18 protein-coding genes are annotated in these 15,139 nt (G+C 62.8%); 6 read left to right on the top strand and 12 right to left on the bottom strand.

Annotated elements, in window-relative coordinates; translation table 11 throughout:
* Positions 1 to 47 precede the first annotated feature (47 nt).
* The 12 genes from acs to M2342_RS01210 form a co-directional block, all read right to left on the bottom strand.
* Positions 48 to 1,991, bottom strand: a complete 1,944-nt coding sequence (gene acs / locus M2342_RS01265) for an acetate--CoA ligase (RefSeq protein ID WP_264577741.1) — start codon at positions 1,989 to 1,991, stop codon at positions 48 to 50.
* Positions 1,992 to 2,097: 106 nt separating this feature from the next.
* Positions 2,098 to 2,631 (bottom strand): MmcB family DNA repair protein, encoded by a 534-nt coding sequence (locus tag M2342_RS01260; protein ID WP_264577740.1) that lies wholly within the window; start codon positions 2,629 to 2,631, stop codon positions 2,098 to 2,100.
* Between the two features lie 105 nt (positions 2,632 to 2,736).
* The gene (locus M2342_RS01255) at positions 2,737 to 3,357 is read right to left on the bottom strand and encodes a cell wall hydrolase (protein ID WP_181561065.1); all 621 of its coding nucleotides are present in this window, start codon (positions 3,355 to 3,357) and stop codon (positions 2,737 to 2,739) included.
* Positions 3,358 to 3,531: 174 nt separating this feature from the next.
* Positions 3,532 to 3,873: a DUF1491 family protein gene (locus M2342_RS01250; RefSeq protein ID WP_264577027.1), complete on the bottom strand. Its 342-nt coding sequence runs from the start codon at positions 3,871 to 3,873 to the stop codon at positions 3,532 to 3,534.
* Positions 3,870 to 4,382, bottom strand: coding sequence for a PaaI family thioesterase (locus M2342_RS01245; RefSeq protein WP_264574011.1), 513 nt, complete (start codon positions 4,380 to 4,382; stop codon positions 3,870 to 3,872). Before M2342_RS01245 ends, M2342_RS01250 begins: the two co-directional genes overlap by 4 nt.
* A complete protein-coding gene (locus M2342_RS01240) occupies positions 4,342 to 4,809 on the bottom strand; it encodes a PTS sugar transporter subunit IIA (RefSeq protein WP_181561068.1) in 468 nt (155 codons plus the stop codon). The genes M2342_RS01245 and M2342_RS01240 overlap by 41 nt, the downstream gene beginning before the upstream one ends.
* Positions 4,810 to 4,990: 181 nt before the next feature.
* A complete protein-coding gene (hpf, locus tag M2342_RS01235; protein WP_181561069.1) occupies positions 4,991 to 5,578 on the bottom strand; it encodes a ribosome hibernation-promoting factor, HPF/YfiA family in 588 nt (195 codons plus the stop codon).
* Between the two features lie 67 nt (positions 5,579 to 5,645).
* Positions 5,646 to 6,347, bottom strand: coding sequence for a DNA polymerase III subunit epsilon (gene dnaQ / locus M2342_RS01230; RefSeq protein ID WP_264574008.1), 702 nt, complete (start codon positions 6,345 to 6,347; stop codon positions 5,646 to 5,648).
* A 27-nt stretch (positions 6,348 to 6,374) separates the two neighbouring features.
* On the bottom strand, positions 6,375 to 6,980 hold the full coding sequence (gene coaE / locus M2342_RS01225; protein WP_264577739.1) for a dephospho-CoA kinase: 606 nt from the start codon (positions 6,978 to 6,980) through the stop codon (positions 6,375 to 6,377).
* A 22-nt stretch (positions 6,981 to 7,002) separates the two neighbouring features.
* Complete coding sequence (locus tag M2342_RS01220) at positions 7,003 to 7,827, bottom strand: shikimate dehydrogenase family protein (RefSeq protein ID WP_264577738.1); 825 nt, start codon at positions 7,825 to 7,827, stop codon at positions 7,003 to 7,005.
* Positions 7,824 to 8,429 (bottom strand): Maf family protein, encoded by a 606-nt coding sequence (locus tag M2342_RS01215; RefSeq protein ID WP_264577737.1) that lies wholly within the window; start codon positions 8,427 to 8,429, stop codon positions 7,824 to 7,826. The genes M2342_RS01220 and M2342_RS01215 overlap by 4 nt, the downstream gene beginning before the upstream one ends.
* A complete protein-coding gene (locus tag M2342_RS01210; RefSeq protein WP_181561073.1) occupies positions 8,426 to 9,268 on the bottom strand; it encodes a pyruvate, water dikinase regulatory protein in 843 nt (280 codons plus the stop codon). The genes M2342_RS01215 and M2342_RS01210 overlap by 4 nt, the downstream gene beginning before the upstream one ends.
* A 292-nt stretch (positions 9,269 to 9,560) precedes the next feature.
* Here M2342_RS01210 and hemE point away from each other — a divergent pair, with 292 nt between their 5' ends.
* The 6 genes from hemE to mnmE all read left to right on the top strand — a co-directional run bounded on the left by hemE (position 9,561) and on the right by mnmE (position 15,092).
* The gene (gene hemE / locus M2342_RS01205; RefSeq protein ID WP_413715055.1) at positions 9,561 to 10,607 is read left to right on the top strand and encodes a uroporphyrinogen decarboxylase; all 1,047 of its coding nucleotides are present in this window, start codon (positions 9,561 to 9,563) and stop codon (positions 10,605 to 10,607) included.
* A 140-nt stretch (positions 10,608 to 10,747) separates the two neighbouring features.
* Positions 10,748 to 11,188 (top strand): CopD family protein, encoded by a 441-nt coding sequence (locus tag M2342_RS01200; protein WP_264574951.1) that lies wholly within the window; start codon positions 10,748 to 10,750, stop codon positions 11,186 to 11,188.
* A gap of 176 nt (positions 11,189 to 11,364) precedes the next feature.
* Positions 11,365 to 12,621 (top strand): transcription termination factor Rho, encoded by a 1,257-nt coding sequence (gene rho / locus M2342_RS01195; RefSeq protein ID WP_181561074.1) that lies wholly within the window; start codon positions 11,365 to 11,367, stop codon positions 12,619 to 12,621.
* 28 nt (positions 12,622 to 12,649) lie between these two features.
* Positions 12,650 to 13,330: a YjbE family putative metal transport protein gene (locus tag M2342_RS01190; protein ID WP_181561075.1), complete on the top strand. Its 681-nt coding sequence runs from the start codon at positions 12,650 to 12,652 to the stop codon at positions 13,328 to 13,330.
* 179 nt (positions 13,331 to 13,509) lie between these two features.
* Complete coding sequence (locus M2342_RS01185) at positions 13,510 to 13,776, top strand: DUF6489 family protein (protein ID WP_264574004.1); 267 nt, start codon at positions 13,510 to 13,512, stop codon at positions 13,774 to 13,776.
* Between the two features lie 23 nt (positions 13,777 to 13,799).
* Positions 13,800 to 15,092, top strand: a complete 1,293-nt coding sequence (gene mnmE / locus M2342_RS01180) for a tRNA uridine-5-carboxymethylaminomethyl(34) synthesis GTPase MnmE (protein ID WP_264577736.1) — start codon at positions 13,800 to 13,802, stop codon at positions 15,090 to 15,092.
* Positions 15,093 to 15,139 lie beyond the last annotated feature (47 nt).

Here is a 15,139-nt window from a genome sequence, read left to right as displayed (position 1 = left end):
GTGAAGGATCTTGCCTAATATTCCATTAATCCACGCCGCTCGGTACCTCAGCGCGCCGGGCGCTGCCGGTTGGCGACGAGATGATCCACCACGGCCGGGTCTGCCAGCGTGGAGGTGTCGCCAAGCTGATCCACCGCGTCCTCGGCAATCTTGCGAAGAATCCGGCGCATGATCTTGCCCGAGCGGGTCTTAGGCAGGGCAGGGGCGAACTGGATCGCATCGGGCGTGGCGATCGGGCCGATCTCGTGGCGCACCCATTGCACCAGCGCCTTGCGCAGGTCGTCATCGCCCTCAATGCCGACATTCAGCGTGACATAGGCGTAGATGCCCTGTCCCTTGATGTCATGCGGCATGCCTACCACGGCCGCCTCGGCCACCTTGGCATGCGCAACCAGTGCCGATTCGATCTCGGCCGTGCCCATGCGGTGGCCGGAGACGTTGATGACGTCATCGACCCGGCCGGTGATCCAGTAATAGCCATCCTCATCGCGCCGGCAGCCATCGCCGGTGAAATATTTGCCGGGATAGGTGCTGAAATAGGTCTGGAAGAAGCGCTCATGATCGCCCCACACGGTGCGCATCTGGCCCGGCCAGCTCTCGGCAATCACCAGATTGCCCTCGCACGGGCCTTCGAGGACCTTGCCTTCGGTATCGACGATCTGCGGCACCACGCCGAAGAACGGCTTGGTGGCACTGCCGGGCTTGAGGTCGATCGCGCCGGGAAGGGGCGTGATCATGTGGCCCCCCGTTTCGGTCTGCCACCAGGTGTCCATGATCGGGCAGCGCCCGTCGCCGACGACGCGGTGATACCAGTCCCACGCCTCGGGATTGATCGGCTCGCCGACCGAACCGAGAATGCGCAGGCTCTTGCGGCTGGTCTTCTCCACCCAGGCATCGCCCTCGCGCATCAGGGCGCGGATCGCGGTCGGCGCGGCATAGAAGGTGCTGACGTTAAACTGATCGACCACCTGCCAGAAGCGGCTGAAATCGGGATAATGCGGCACGCCCTCAAACATCACCGTCGTCGCGCCGTTGGCGAGCGGGCCATAGACGATGTAGCTGTGGCCGGTGACCCAGCCGATATCGGCGGCGCACCAATAGATATCGCCGGGGCGGTAATCGAACACGTAATGATGCGTCATCGCCGCCCAGAGCAGATAACCTGCGCTGGTGTGCAGCACGCCCTTGGGCTTGCCGGTGGAGCCTGAGGTGTAGAGGATGAACAGCGGATCCTCGGCGCCGATTTCCTCGGCCGGGCAATCGTCCGAGACGCTGTCGCGCAGCACGTCATACCAATGATCGCGGCCCTCTGTCATCGCAACGGCATTGCCGGTCCGGCGCACCACAATCACCGATTCCACGCAGGTGCAGTCGTCCAGCGCTTCATCCACATTGGTCTTGAGCGGGATCGTCTTGCCCCCGCGCACGCCCTCGTCGGCCGTGATCACCACCGTGGAATCGCAATCGGTGATGCGCCCCGCCAGACTGTCGGGCGAGAAGCCGCCGAACACCACCGAGTGGATGGCGCCGATGCGGGCACAGGCGAGCATCGCCATCGCCGCTTCCGGGATCATCGGCATGTAGATGGTGACCCGGTCGCCCTTGCCGACGCCTTGCGCCTTCAGCACATTTGCAAAGCGGCAAACTTCCCCGTGCAATTCGCGATAGGTGATCGTGCGGCTCTCATCGGGATTGTCGCCAGCCCAGAGGATCGCCGGGACATCGCCACGCTCCGCCAGATGCCGGTCGAGGCAATTGGCCGCGATGTTGAGCGTGCCGTCCGCAAACCATTTGATGCCAAAATCGGCTTCATGGAAGCTGGCGTCCTTGACCTGGGTGAAGTCCTTGATCCAGTTGAGCCGCGCCGCCTCCTTGCGCCAGAAGCTGTCCAGCTCTGCAATCGATTGCGTATAAAGGCGTGAATAATCGTCACCGGTCACATAGGCGCGCTCGCGCCAATTCGCAGGCACAGGGTAAAGGGGCTGGCTCACGCACTTCTCCAAAGACTGTTATGCGCCAACCTTAGCCGATTTGCCGGCCATGCCAAGTCCATCGCGGGTGGCACGGAATGCCGGTCCAAGAAGCAGGCGCCCAGTCTCAGGCGTCGTTGCTCCACAGCAACTGGCCGTCCGGATCGGTGATCTGGGTCAGCCGGCGCGCTGCCCGCCGCGCAAGCCGCTGCACTTCGACCTTGCGCCGCGCGGGCGCCAGAGGTTCGCTGGGCGCGGGGCGGAGGATTTCGGCATCATATTGGTCGGCGACGATAAGGCCCGTGCGCCCTGGCCACAGCGCCTCGGACTCGAACAGCGTCAAATCAAAGCCGGCTGGCACGGCCCAGAAGTAGCGATCGCAATAATCGAAATAGTCCGGCCACTTGCCGTCCCCGAGCAGGTCGGCACGGCTGCATTTGATTTCCACGGCAATGATCTGGCCGCGGGCATCCACGGCCATAATGTCCAGCCGGCGACCATTGGGGAGCGGCACTTCGGAAATGCCGAAAATATCGTGGCGCGCAAAGAGACGCAGCACCCCGCGCGTGACGGCCAGCGCCGTTCCATCGGTCAATGCAGGATCGCAGGCGATCGCAGGTTCAGGCACAGGTTCAGGCGCAGGTTCAGGATGTGAGGCCATGAGGCGGGATTAGAACACAATGGGAACAACTGCAAGCCGAGCTCAAACGAGGCGGGCCGGCCCAGCGCTCTGCTGACCCGGCCCGGCTTGTGATGATTGGTTGGTTCAGCGGTAGAAGATGTGACCGCCAATGCGCGTGAGGCGATCATGCTTCCAGTTCGGCGACACGCGCGCGGAATGGAAGAACAGGGCGCCTTCGACCGGGTTGTCCCAGCTTCCATCAAGAGCGATCTGGGCGATGGCGCGCGCGGTGCGCCACTGACCGGCATGGGTCGGCGTGGGCAGCTGGCCCTGACGAACGAAACTGAACTGACCCGGCTGCGTAACGACGCCGCACAGGCTGGTGGGGAAACGCCCGGACCGCGCCCGCTCGAGCACGACATTGGCGACGGCGAGCTGGCCGGTCAGGCTCTCGCTGCGCGCTTCATAATAAATGGTGGTGGCGAGACATTTCGCATCAGCGTCGGAAATCTCTTCGACATTGGCCTGCTGGACCAATTCGGCCAGCGAATCGACAGAGTCGGCAGAAGCGGCTTCGTTCGGAGCCGTCTCGGCATCGGGTTCAACCGTTGCGGGGGTCGTCAGGCTTGCAGCGACGACGGCGGGAACCTCGAGCATGGTCGAGAAACCTTGGCGGGCTGTCCCCTCAGGAGCAGCAGCCAGAGCGATTGTGGACGAGAGAAGTCCAACGGTCGCCACGATGGCGACCACGACACGATTGGGCATTCATTCTCAGTACTGTGCGGTGGGTCGGAGATCGGAATGCAGGTCGCATCTATCGTGCGACGCTCAGCGCTCCGGTCCGCCCCCCGTCTGCGTGTTTGCGATGACCTGTCCCCATGACGGCCACACGCAACCTGCGCGAGTTGGTGGGGCCTTTGGCCGCTCAGCCGGGAACTGTCAACTCGTGCACAGTATCTCGGCGGCGAGCCGTTCCCCGTCTGCGACATCCAGTTCCACGAACCAGATATCGGGGTCCACCCGGGTTCTTCTATCTATATATTGTGATATTTCAGAGTCTTGGGTTAAATCCCGAGGCCCGCAGGGGGTGAGCGAAAGAGTCCCGTCAAGGGACGTAACACGCTCAAAAAGCCCGATTGTCCGGCCGCGATCCACCGCCTGCACGACGATGGTTCCGCTCAACGGCTCCCCTTTGTGAAGCACGGTGCCATGCCCCCCCTGCGCCTGGACACGGCGCAACAGAACCCCGATGAGGATCTGGCTCGTCAGGCGCGCGGTCACCGGTCTCCTGCTTCCGGGCGCACATAACCCGGCAGGCCGACCAGCGGAATGGTGGAGCGCATGAACGTGCCGGTACCGCGACCGACTTCCTCGCCCTCGGCATCGACAAGGCGTGCCTCGGCGACAAAAACGCGCCGCTTGCCGCTCAGCCATTTCCCTTCCGCTACGATCGGCCCAGCCTTGAGCGGGCGGGTGAACAGCAGGTTGAATGCGGTGGTGAGGAGGAAGCGATCCGTGACGAGGCTGTTGGCGGCATAAAAAGCCGCATCGTCCAGCATCTTGAAATACAGCGTGCCATGGGTGGCGCCTGCGGCATGGAAATAGTCCGGCGTCACGTCGATGACGATGCGCGCCTCGCCGGGGGCCGAGATATCCAGCCTCGAGGGGAATAATCCGTTGATGGGCGCCGAGGCATAGAGCCGTTCGAGCGCCCGGAAATGCGCGGCCTCGCCGGATGGCGGCGTCCCGTCAGGCTGCGTCACGCGACTCGCCGCCGGCGAGCAGGGCATAGAGCGCGGCGTCCGAGCCAACGCCCCGAATGCGCGCAAGATGGCGCTCGTTGCGCAGCAGGCGCGAGACGCGGGCCAGGGTCTTGAGATGCTCGGCGCCGCTATCCTGCGGGGAGAGCAGCATGAACACAACATCTACCGGCACATCATCGATCGCATCGAAGGGGATCGGCTCGGCCAGCAGGACCACCGCGCCATGGACGCTCTCAAGGCCTTCCAGCTTGGCGTGGGGAATCGCGATTCCGCCACCAAAGCCCGTCGAGCCAAGGCGTTCCCGCTCGGTGATGCGCTCGACAACCTCGGCGGCATCGAGCCCATAGGCATCGGCCGCCAACTGACCCAGCTTCAGGAAAAGCTGTTTCTTGTTAGGAAGGGCCACCGCGGACGAAACAGCGTTCGCCGCGAGCAAGTCGCTGAAATTATCCATGTTCAACCCGTGTCCTGCGGCCGACCTGGGGATTTCTGCGCCGGGGTGAAGTCCACCCATCATGGCCGCCTGGAGAAAACTTGGCCGGCTGATAGGCGCAAAGGCCATTCGGGTCAACCGGTTGCCGGGCACGGGGTCAGAGGAGGGAGGGCTGCGCATCGCGCGCAGCCCTCGATCGCATTCAGGCGCGGGGCGGCTCCACCCAGCCGATGGTCCCGTCGGTGCGACGATAGACCATGTTGAAGGTGGCCGTGCTGCTGTTGAGGAACATGAGCGCATTGGTGTTGCGCAGATCGAGCATCATCACGGCGTCCGAGACGCTGGCGCGCGGAATATCCACGCGCATCTCCGCGATCACCACCGGTGCGTCGACATCCACTTCCTCTTCCGCTTCGCTGGACTGGAAGACCACATAATTGGCATCGTCGATGCCGGGCGCATCGCGTTGGGCTTCGGCGGCGAGCGCCTGGCTGTGGCGATCCTTCAGCCGCCGCATGTAGCGGCGCAGCTGCTTTTCGATGCGTTCTGCGGCCTGATCGAAGCAGACATGGGCGTCATGGGCCTCGCCCGCGCCCTTGAGGATCAGCCCTGCCATCACATGGCAGACGATGTCGCAGCGAAAGGCGCCATGAGGCGCGTTGCTGAACGTCACGCTGGAGGAGATGGTGCGCGAGAAATACTTGTCGGCGATCGCCTGCATCCGCTCGGCAACATGCGCCTGAAGCGCCTCGCCGGTGTCGACCTGATGACCCGATACGCGGATTTCCATCTGATTTCTCCTTCTTGTTGGACCTGATGGTCTATGAACGTGGCGCGCCGCCTAGTGAGGATAATCCTCAGGCCGGGCGATCGAGCCACAAAGGGTGATCGATCTTTTCCAGAAACGCGGCATGGCGCGCCAGTTCCTGCGGGCTCGGCGAAAACAGACGGGCCGGGCGGAACGGGCGGGCAGCCGGAATGGCCATGGATTGTGTGGTCGTTACGGTGACGGTGATCTGTTCTTCCGCCATCAAGGTGAGGCCGATCTGACGCCCGCCGGTCAGCTCTATATACAGCTGCGCGAGCAATTCCGCGTCCAGCAACGCGCCATGCTTGATGCGGTGGCTGCGGTCGATCCCGTAGCGGCTGCACAGGGCATCGAGGCTGTGCTTGGCACCGGGATGAAGAGTCCGCGCAATCGTCAGGCTGTCGATCATCCGCCCCATGTCGACGGTGGGATGGCCGCACCGCTCCAGCTCGGCGTTGAGAAAGCCGAAATCGAACCGCGCATTGTGCGCGACCAGCATGGAATCGCCGAGAAACTCGAGCAACTCTGCGGCCTTGCTGCCGAACAAAGGCTTGTCGGAGAGAAAGCGCGCGGACAGCCCGTGAACCGCCTCGGCCGAGGCGGGCATATCGCGCTGGGGATTGAAATAGGCGTGGTAGGTTTCGCCGGTCGGGATGCGATTGATCAGCTCGACACAGCCGATTTCGACAAGACGGTCACCGCTGAGCGGATCGAAGCCGGTGGTTTCAGTATCGAAGACGATTTCACGCATCGTGGCATTTCACTCGTTGGGGAGGCATTATCGGACCAGCGCCGTGCGAAGGCAAGCAACGAGACGAAAAATCCGCGCTCTCATCCGCCATTTGGGCTGTGCTGTATCCAGCACCAGGTCAGCGCGGCGTCGCTTGAGGTGATCGGGAAGCTGACTGGCCTTGATGGCTTCAAACCGCTTTACCGTCATGCCGGGCCGGCGAAGCACGCGCCGCCGCTGGAGAGACGGCGCGGCGGAAACGACGACGACCATGCCCATGTGCCGCTCGCCCCGCGTTTCGAACAGCAGCGGGATATCGAGAACGACCATCGGCCGGCTGCGATGACGGCGCAGAAACGCTGCGCGTGCCCCGGCAACGGCGGGATGCACGATCCGCTCCAGGGCCCGCATTTCCTCCGGCTGACCGATCACCCGGGCACCAAGCATCCGGCGATCGACGCCAGCAGCGCTGGTCGTGCCGGGAAAGCGCGCTTCAATCGCGCCGAGCAAGGCGCCACCCGGCCCCTGCAATTGATGGACTGCGGCATCGGCATCGAACACCGGCACGCCCGCTGCGCGAAACATGGCGGCTGCGGTCGATTTGCCCATGCCGATCGATCCGGTCAGTCCGATGCGGAATGGACGATGTCTCACGCGCAGACCCGACAAGCGGCGGTCAGGCAGGCACGAGCAGGCGTTCGCGCAACTGCGCATCCAGCTCGCGCGGCGGCTGGGCATCGAAGAAGATGTCAAAGGCGAGCGCGGCCTGGCCGATCAGCATCTCCAGCCCATCGATGCACATGAGGTCGCGCTTGCGCGCCGCCGCCAGCAGCGGTGTTTCCAACGGGGCATAGACGATGTCGTAGACCATAGCCTTGTCAGGCAACGGTGACAGATCGGGCGTCCATGCCGGCTGCCCGACCATGCCGAGCGAGGTGGAATTGGCCAGCAGATCAGCTGCCGGCAGTGCCGCATCGAAGCCCTGCACCCGGCCGGCCAGACCCAGCCGGTCCATCAAAGTCTGCCCCTTGGCGGCATCACGCGCGACGATCGTCAGGTCGGTCACACCCACGGATCGCAAGGCGAACCCGATTGCCTGCGCCGCACCGCCGGTGCCGGCGAGAATCGCGCTGGTGCCGCTCCAGCCCCGTGCCAGCAGCGGTTGGAGAAAGCCGCCGGCGTCGGTGTTGGTGCCGATCAGCGGCCCGCCGGTTTCGCAGGCCACCGTGTTGATGGCGCCGATGCGATCACGCACCCCGCCGGGATCATCGACATAATCCAGAGCCGCGATCTTGTGCGGAATGGTGATATTGCAGCCCAGCCAGTCCGGATCGGCCCGGCGCCTGAGGAAATAGCCGGCCAGGTCCTCCGGCGCGACCCGGGTCTTGCGATACTCCGCGTCGATGCCCAGCTCTTCCAGCCAGAAATTGTGGATGACCGGCGACTTGCTGTGCGCGATGGGGTCGCCGATCACTTCGGCATATGGTTTTCCCTGACTCATGCCGGCAAGATAGAGCGCACGCGCAAATAGTCGAGCAAAGGAAGCAGGGGCAGGCCCTGCACGGCAAAGAGGCTGCCAGAAATGCGCGAGAAAAGCTGCGCGCCCGGCCCCTCGATCCGATAGCAGCCGACGCACCAGCGGCACTGCTCCCAGTCGAGGTCCAGATAATGGTCGATGAAAGCCGCGCTGAGCGGACGCATCTGGAGCGCGACACTCTCGATCTGGCGCCATTGCGCCTGCCCGGCCTGCGCGATCACGGCCGCGCTATGGAGCTTGTGCGCCCGGCCGCTCATCCGCGCGAGCAGATCGGCCGCGGCTTCCCGTGTCTCCACCTTGTCGATCAGGCTGCCGTCATCCAGCTCCAGCGTCTGGTCGCAGCCCAGCACGAACGCGTCCGGGTGCCGCATCGACGGGCGACGGCATTTCCATTCCGCCAGCGCGTCTGCCAGATCGCGGGCGTTCAGGCCCTCGGCGACCAGGCTGGCCTTGATCGCATCCTCGTCGACACCGGCTGGAACCGTCTCAAAGGGCACGGCAGCGTCGGCGAGCAGGCGCCGGCGGCTCTCGCTCTGCGAGGCGAGCAGCAGAGGGGGCGTGCTCATACCGGCCCAAGCCCCGGCAAGCCGCTGCTGCTTTTCAGCCGTTCCTGATACAGGTTGACGATGGCTGCGGCGGTTTCTTCGATGGAGCGGCGGGTGACATCGATCACCGGCCAGCCCTGATCGGCAAACATGCGGCGGGCGTGCGCCACCTCGCCATTCACGCGTTCGAGATCGACATAGGCGGTTTCCGGCGCTTGATTGAGCGAGAGCAGCCGATTGCGCCGCACCTGCACCAGCCGCTCGGCGCCGGCGGTCAGGCCGACGACCATCGGATGCCGCAATTTGAACAGGCTTGGCGGGGGCGGGGATTCCAACACCAGCGGGATGTTGGCCGTTTTGTAGCCGCGATTGGCGAGATAAATGCTCGTTGGCGTCTTCGACGTGCGGGACACGCCGGCAAGGACGATATCCGCCTCCTCCCAATTCTCCCAGCCCACCCCATCATCATGGGCGATGGTGAACTGAATGGCGTCGATCCGCGCGAAATAGGCTTCGTCCAGCACATGTTTGCGACCGGGACGATTGCGCATTTCTTGGCCCAGCAGATTGGACATGGCATCGGTCACCGGATCGAGCGGCGCGACATAGGGAATGCCGATGGCCCGGCAGCCATTTTCCAGTCGGCGGCGCAGGGTAGGGTTGGCCAGGGTGAACAGCACCATGCCGGGATTGCGCGCCACTTCTTCCAAGATGCGCTCGAGATGCTGCTCGGAGCGCACCATCGGCCAGAAATGGCGGATCGTCTCGACATTCTCGAACTGGGCGAGCGCCGCCTTGCCGATATGCTCGAGCGTTTCGCCGGTGGAATCCGAAAGCAGATGCAGGTTCAGGCGGTCCATATCCACCGTTCATGTGGAACATTGCGGGATAACACAAGGGACAGAACTGTGGATAACCGCCCCTCCTCATTTCATGCGCACTCACCCTGTCGGAACCCGATCATCTATCCACAGGCCCACCGGCTTGCCCACAGGCTGTGAATCATGGGGATGAGCCTGGTGACTCGTCGCACCTTCATGGATCCCTTCAGGTCAAGCTGTTGGCAAAAGGGTGATGAGCGAATAATGCCCGTTGTCCACTCCCCAACAGAATCCAACAACCTTCTCTTTTATATAAATAGGATATTGGTCTGTGCATGACTCGTCCGCGATCGATCCCGGTGTGACGGCACCGCTGCTGAGCGTCCTGCGCGGCGTTGTCCCGGCGCGTCCGCCCCTCTGGCTGATGCGTCAGGCCGGGCGATATCTGCCGGAATATCGGGCTTTGCGCGCCGAGAAGGGCGGTTTCCTCGATCTTTGCTATGATAGTGAGTCCGCGGCAGAGGTCACCTTGCAGCCCATTCGCCGCTTCGGGTTCGATGGCGCGATCCTGTTTTCCGATATTCTGGTGGTTCCCCATGCTCTCGGTCAGGATCTCTGGTTTGAGGCCGGCGAAGGACCGCGCCTCGCCCCGCCGCTGCTCCAAGGCGAGCTGGCAAGCCTCGTGCCGGCGCCGCAGCGGCTGGCGCCGGTGATCGACACGGTCCGGCGCGTGAGGGCCGCGCTGGCCCCGCAAACAACGTTTCTGGGCTTTGCCGGCAGTCCCTGGACGGTGGCGACCTATATGGTGGCCGGGCAGGGCAGCAAGGATCACGCCGCCGCCCGCCGCATGGCCTATCAGCAGCCGGCGAAATTCGGCGCGATCATCGATGCCATTATCGAAACGACGGTCGATTATCTCTCGGCCCAGATCGCGGCCGGCGTGGATGCCGTGCAGCTTTTCGATAGCTGGGCCGGTTCGCTTAGCCCGGCACAGTTCCGCCGATGGGTGATCGCGCCCAACGCGCGCATCGTCAAAGCCTTGAAGCTGCGCCACCCCGATACGCCGATCATCGGCTTTCCAAAGGGGGCAGGGGCCAAACTCGTCGACTATGCCCAGGAAACCGGCGTCGACGCGCTGGGTCTCGATGAGACGCTCGATCCGGCCTGGGCGGCGCGTGAATTGCCCGCCCATCTGCCGCTGCAAGGCAATCTCGATCCGCTGGCGCTGATCGCCGGCGGGGAGACGCTGGATCGGGCGGTGGACGCCATTCTCGAGGCTCTGTCCGGCCGGCCGCACATCTTCAACCTGGGTCATGGCATCTTGCCAGACACGCCGATTGCCCATGTCGAGCAACTGGTGGCGCGCGTTCGCGGGTGATCGGCGGCTCTTGGAAAACGCAAGCCAGCGCCTCGCACCCCGTTTCAATTCCTGGTCGGCTGGCCTAGAAGGCTTGGCGATCGCGCGCGGTTGTTGAAGCACGACGAAGAGGTTCAGTCTCCATGTCCATCCTGCCCGGCATCGGCTTTCTCGGCGCTGCTTATCCGTGGGTTCTTGCCGCACATGTGATCTTCGTCATCTTCCTGATGGCCAGCCTGTTCATGATCCCGCGCTACTTCATCTACCATCATCAGACCGAGCCCGGCTCGGCCGAGGATCAGGCGTGGATCGAACGCGAGACGCGGATGAAGCGCATCATCATGAACCCCTCGATCGTGCTGGTCTGGGTGCTGGGCCTGCTGCTGGCCTTTCAGACCGGGGCCTGGAGCGAGGGCTGGTTCCACGCCAAGCTGCTGTTGGTGATCATCCTGTCGGGCTTTCACGGCTGGATCGTCGGCTATTCCAAGAAGCTCGCTCGCGGCCTGCGCCCCTGGCCGGAAAAGCGCTTGCGTATGATCAACGAGGTGCCGGCGCTGCTCGTGACCCTGATCGTTATTCTGGTGATCGTCCGTCCGTTCTGAACGGCCCGTTGCGAGCGGTGAGAGCGCCATCGCTCTGCGCTTGACTTGGAATCGGCCAGTGCGTAATTCGGGGCGTTCCCTTTACAGGCGCTGACCTATGCGCCTGATTGCCCTCTCCAGGCATTCCGGCACAGTCATATTCCCTTTATTTTCACTCCCGCCGTCGGACCCAATCCATGCATCTTAAAGATTTGAAGCGCAAAGCCCCGGCCGAGCTGGTCGCCATGGCCGAGGAACTCGGCGTCGAGGGTGCCTCGACGCTGCGCAAGCAGGACCTTATGTTCGCCATCCTCAAGGAGCAGGCGGAAAATGGCGAGCAGATCATGGGTCTGGGCACTATCGAGGTGCTGGCCGATGGCTTCGGCTTCCTGCGCAGCCCTGAGGCGAATTATCTGGCCGGCCCGGACGACATCTATGTCTCGCCCAATCAGGTCCGCAAATTCGGCCTGCGCACCGGTGATACGGTCGAAGGCGAGATCCGCGCACCCAAGGATGGCGAGCGCTATTTCGCGCTGACCAAGCTCGTCTCGGTCAATTTCGACGATCCCGATGTGGTCCGTCACCGCGTCAATTTCGACAATCTGACGCCGCTTTATCCCGACGAGAAGCTGCGGCTCGACACGCTTGATCCTACGATCAAGGACAAGTCGGCCCGCGTCATCGACATTATTGCGCCGCAGGGCAAGGGCCAGCGCGCGCTCATTGTGGCGCCGCCGCGGACCGGCAAGACCGTACTGCTGCAGAACATCGCCAAGGCGATCACCGACAATCATCCCGAGGTCTTCCTGCTGGTGCTGCTCATCGACGAGCGGCCGGAGGAAGTCACGGACATGCAGCGCAGCGTGAAGGGCGAGGTGGTTTCCTCCACCTTCGACGAGCCCGCGACGCGCCACGTCCAGGTCGCCGAAATGGTGATCGAGAAGGCCAAGCGCCTTGTCGAGCACAAGAAGGATGTCGTCATCCTGCTCGATTCCATCACGCGCTTGGGCCGCGCCTACAACACCGTCGTTCCCAGCTCCGGCAAGGTGCTGACCGGCGGTGTCGATGCCAACGCCCTGCAACGCCCGAAGCGCTTTTTCGGCGCAGCACGGAACATCGAGGAGGGTGGCTCGTTGTCGATCATCGCCACGGCACTCATCGATACGGGTAGCCGCATGGACGAAGTGATCTTCGAGGAGTTCAAGGGCACCGGTAACTCGGAAATCGTCCTGGATCGCAAGGTCTCGGACAAGCGCATCTTCCCGGCGCTGGATGTCGGCAAATCCGGCACCCGTAAGGAAGAGCTGCTGGTCGAGAAGGACAAGCTCTCCAAGATGTGGGTGCTGCGTCGTATTCTCATGCAGATGGGTACGATCGACGCGATGGAATTCCTGCTCGACAAGATGAAGGATTCCAAGACCAACGAAGACTTCTTCGCCACGATGAACCAGTAACGCATTTCAACAGGGGTTACGCGCTGCCATGGCTGAAATCTGGTCACATATCGTCTCGGACGTCTCCACGCTGTTCTCGGGCGATATCAGCGCCTGGTCCGCGTTCGTCAAAGTTCTGTTGATCGACGTCGTCCTGGCCGGGGACAATGCCATCGTCATCGGCGCGCTCGCGGCGGGATTGCCGGCGCATCAGCGCCGGATGGTCATCTTCATCGGTATCATTGCCGCGCTGGTGCTGCGCATCGCCTTTGCGCTCGTGGTCACGCAGCTCATGCAGATCATCGGGCTGATTTTTGCCGGCGGCATCCTGCTCCTGTGGGTATCCTGGAAGATGTACCGCGAGATCGTGCAGGGGGCAGGACACAATGCCGGCTCGCCTGAGGTGGAGGGCGACGAGCATTCCGGGCTTCGTCCCGCGAAGAGCTTCATCGGCGCGGCTTGGGCTGTGGCGGTTGCAGACGTCTCCATGAGCCTCGACAATGTGCTGGCGGTGGCCGGTGCAGCCCGCGAGCACCCCGGCATTTTGATGATCGGCCTGGTCTTCGCGGTCGCTCTGATGGGCATCGCTGCGAATATCATCGCGAAATATATCGAGCGCTATCGTTGGATTGCCTGGATCGGCTTGCTGGTCATTCTCTATGTGGCCGCGACGATGATCTACACCGGCATCACAGACAAGGATATCGGGCTGCTTCAGCTCTTCGCCTGAGCGGAGAAGCAAATCGCTAAACAGGAACCGGCAGCGCTCGGCAAAGGAGCGCTGCCGGTTTCCTTGTTTCTGGCTGACCAGTGCGGGGTGATAATCGCCTGCCGAGGGCAATTTGCTAGCGATATGAGCCCCGATGCGGCATGTCATGCCCACCCTATCTCGCGCGGAGCCCTGCCATCATGAAGTTCAAGGTCGATGTTGAGTGCACCCCGGAAGAGGCACGGTCGTTTCTCGGTCTGCCTGATCTGAAGCCGATCCATGATCTTTATATTCAGGCGGTGCTCGATACGATGAGCGGCCAGACCAACCTTGAGCAGATGGAGCGGATGTTCCGCAGCATGTCGCCGCTGGGTGATGCAGGCATGAAATTGTTTTCCAGCCTCATGGATATTGGCATGGGCGCGGCGGGCGCTAGCTCTCCTGCAAAATCCAAGAATGACGGCTGATTTTTCACGTGGTTTGACGATCGATGACGGATCGGGATACGATTTTTGCGCTCTCCAGCGGGCAACTGCCCGCCGCGATTGCGATCCTCCGGGTATCTGGACCTCTCGCGCTTGAGGCTGCTCGCGTCATAACAGGTCGGGATGCCCCAGCGGCTCGGCAAGCGACGTTGCGGCGATTTTTCGATCCGGCGAATGGCGACTTGCTCGATGAAGGTTTGCTGATTTGCTTTCCCGGGCCAAATACAGAGACCGGCGAAGACATGGCCGAATTCCAATGCCATGGCTCCCATGCGGTGGTGCGGGCGTTGGAAGCCGCTCTGGTTGCCATGCCGGGCTTTCGGCGGGCCGAGGCAGGCGAGTTTACCCGGCGCGCCTTTTTGAGCGGCAAGATGGATCTCGCCGGGATCGAAGGCTTAGGCGATTTGATCGCGGCAGAGACGGCGCTGCAAGGGCGCGCTGCCATGGCGATGATGGGTGGAGTGTTCTCCCGCAAGATCGAATCCTGGACGACCGACCTTCGACTGCTCGCCGCACAGATCGAGGCTCAGCTCGATTTTTCCGATGAAGGGGACGTATCGGGCGCGGACCTCACGCGCATCACAGCAGCGATTGAGATCAGCGCAGACATGCGTAAGGAACTGCAGCGTCCCTCCGCGGACCGATTACGAGATGGTATTCGCGTCGCCATCGGCGGTCCGCCCAATGCTGGCAAGTCGTCCCTGTTCAACCAGCTGGTTGGACGCGATGCTGCGATTGTCTCTCCGCATGCGGGAACAACTCGCGATGTGATCGAGGCGTCAGTCGCCCTTAATGGCATCCCATTCGTGATATCTGACTCGGCGGGACTGCGCGAAGCCGGCGACGAGATCGAGCAGATCGGCATCGGACGCGCGGAAGCTCTTTTGGCCGAGGCTGACATCGTGCTGTGGCTAGGGCGGCCTGAAGACGCGCCCTCAGGTCAGGGGGCGTTGGTGCAGGTCGCAGCGAAAGCCGATCTTGCTCTCGCAGATCGCGAGGCGTCGAGCCTGTACGTGTCGAGTGTGACAGGTGAGGGGATTGATTCTCTCATTGAGGAACTGTGTGCGTTGGCCGGCAGCATGCTGCCGGTGCCCGGCGACTATGCGCTGTCACAGCGGCAACGAGCTGTCATAAAGCGAGCGGTTGACGCTGTGGACGCCTGCACTGGTGAGTCCGACGAAATCCTGGTTGCAGAAAATCTTCGGCAGGCGCTGGCCGCTCTGGATGAATTGACCGGACGCACCACGACTGAGCTTGTGCTGGACGAGGTGTTTCGCGGCTTCTGCATCGGCAAATAGGGGGTGTTTGTTCCACGTGGAACATCGGCCGGCCCCGCAATGCTTTG

The sequence above is a fragment of the Sphingobium sp. B8D3A genome (assembly GCF_025961995.1).
In the GTDB taxonomy this organism is placed as follows: Bacteria; Pseudomonadota; Alphaproteobacteria; order Sphingomonadales; family Sphingomonadaceae; genus Sphingobium.
Note: the sequence above shows the minus strand (reverse complement) of the source record. Positions and strands in the feature narration are given on the sequence as shown.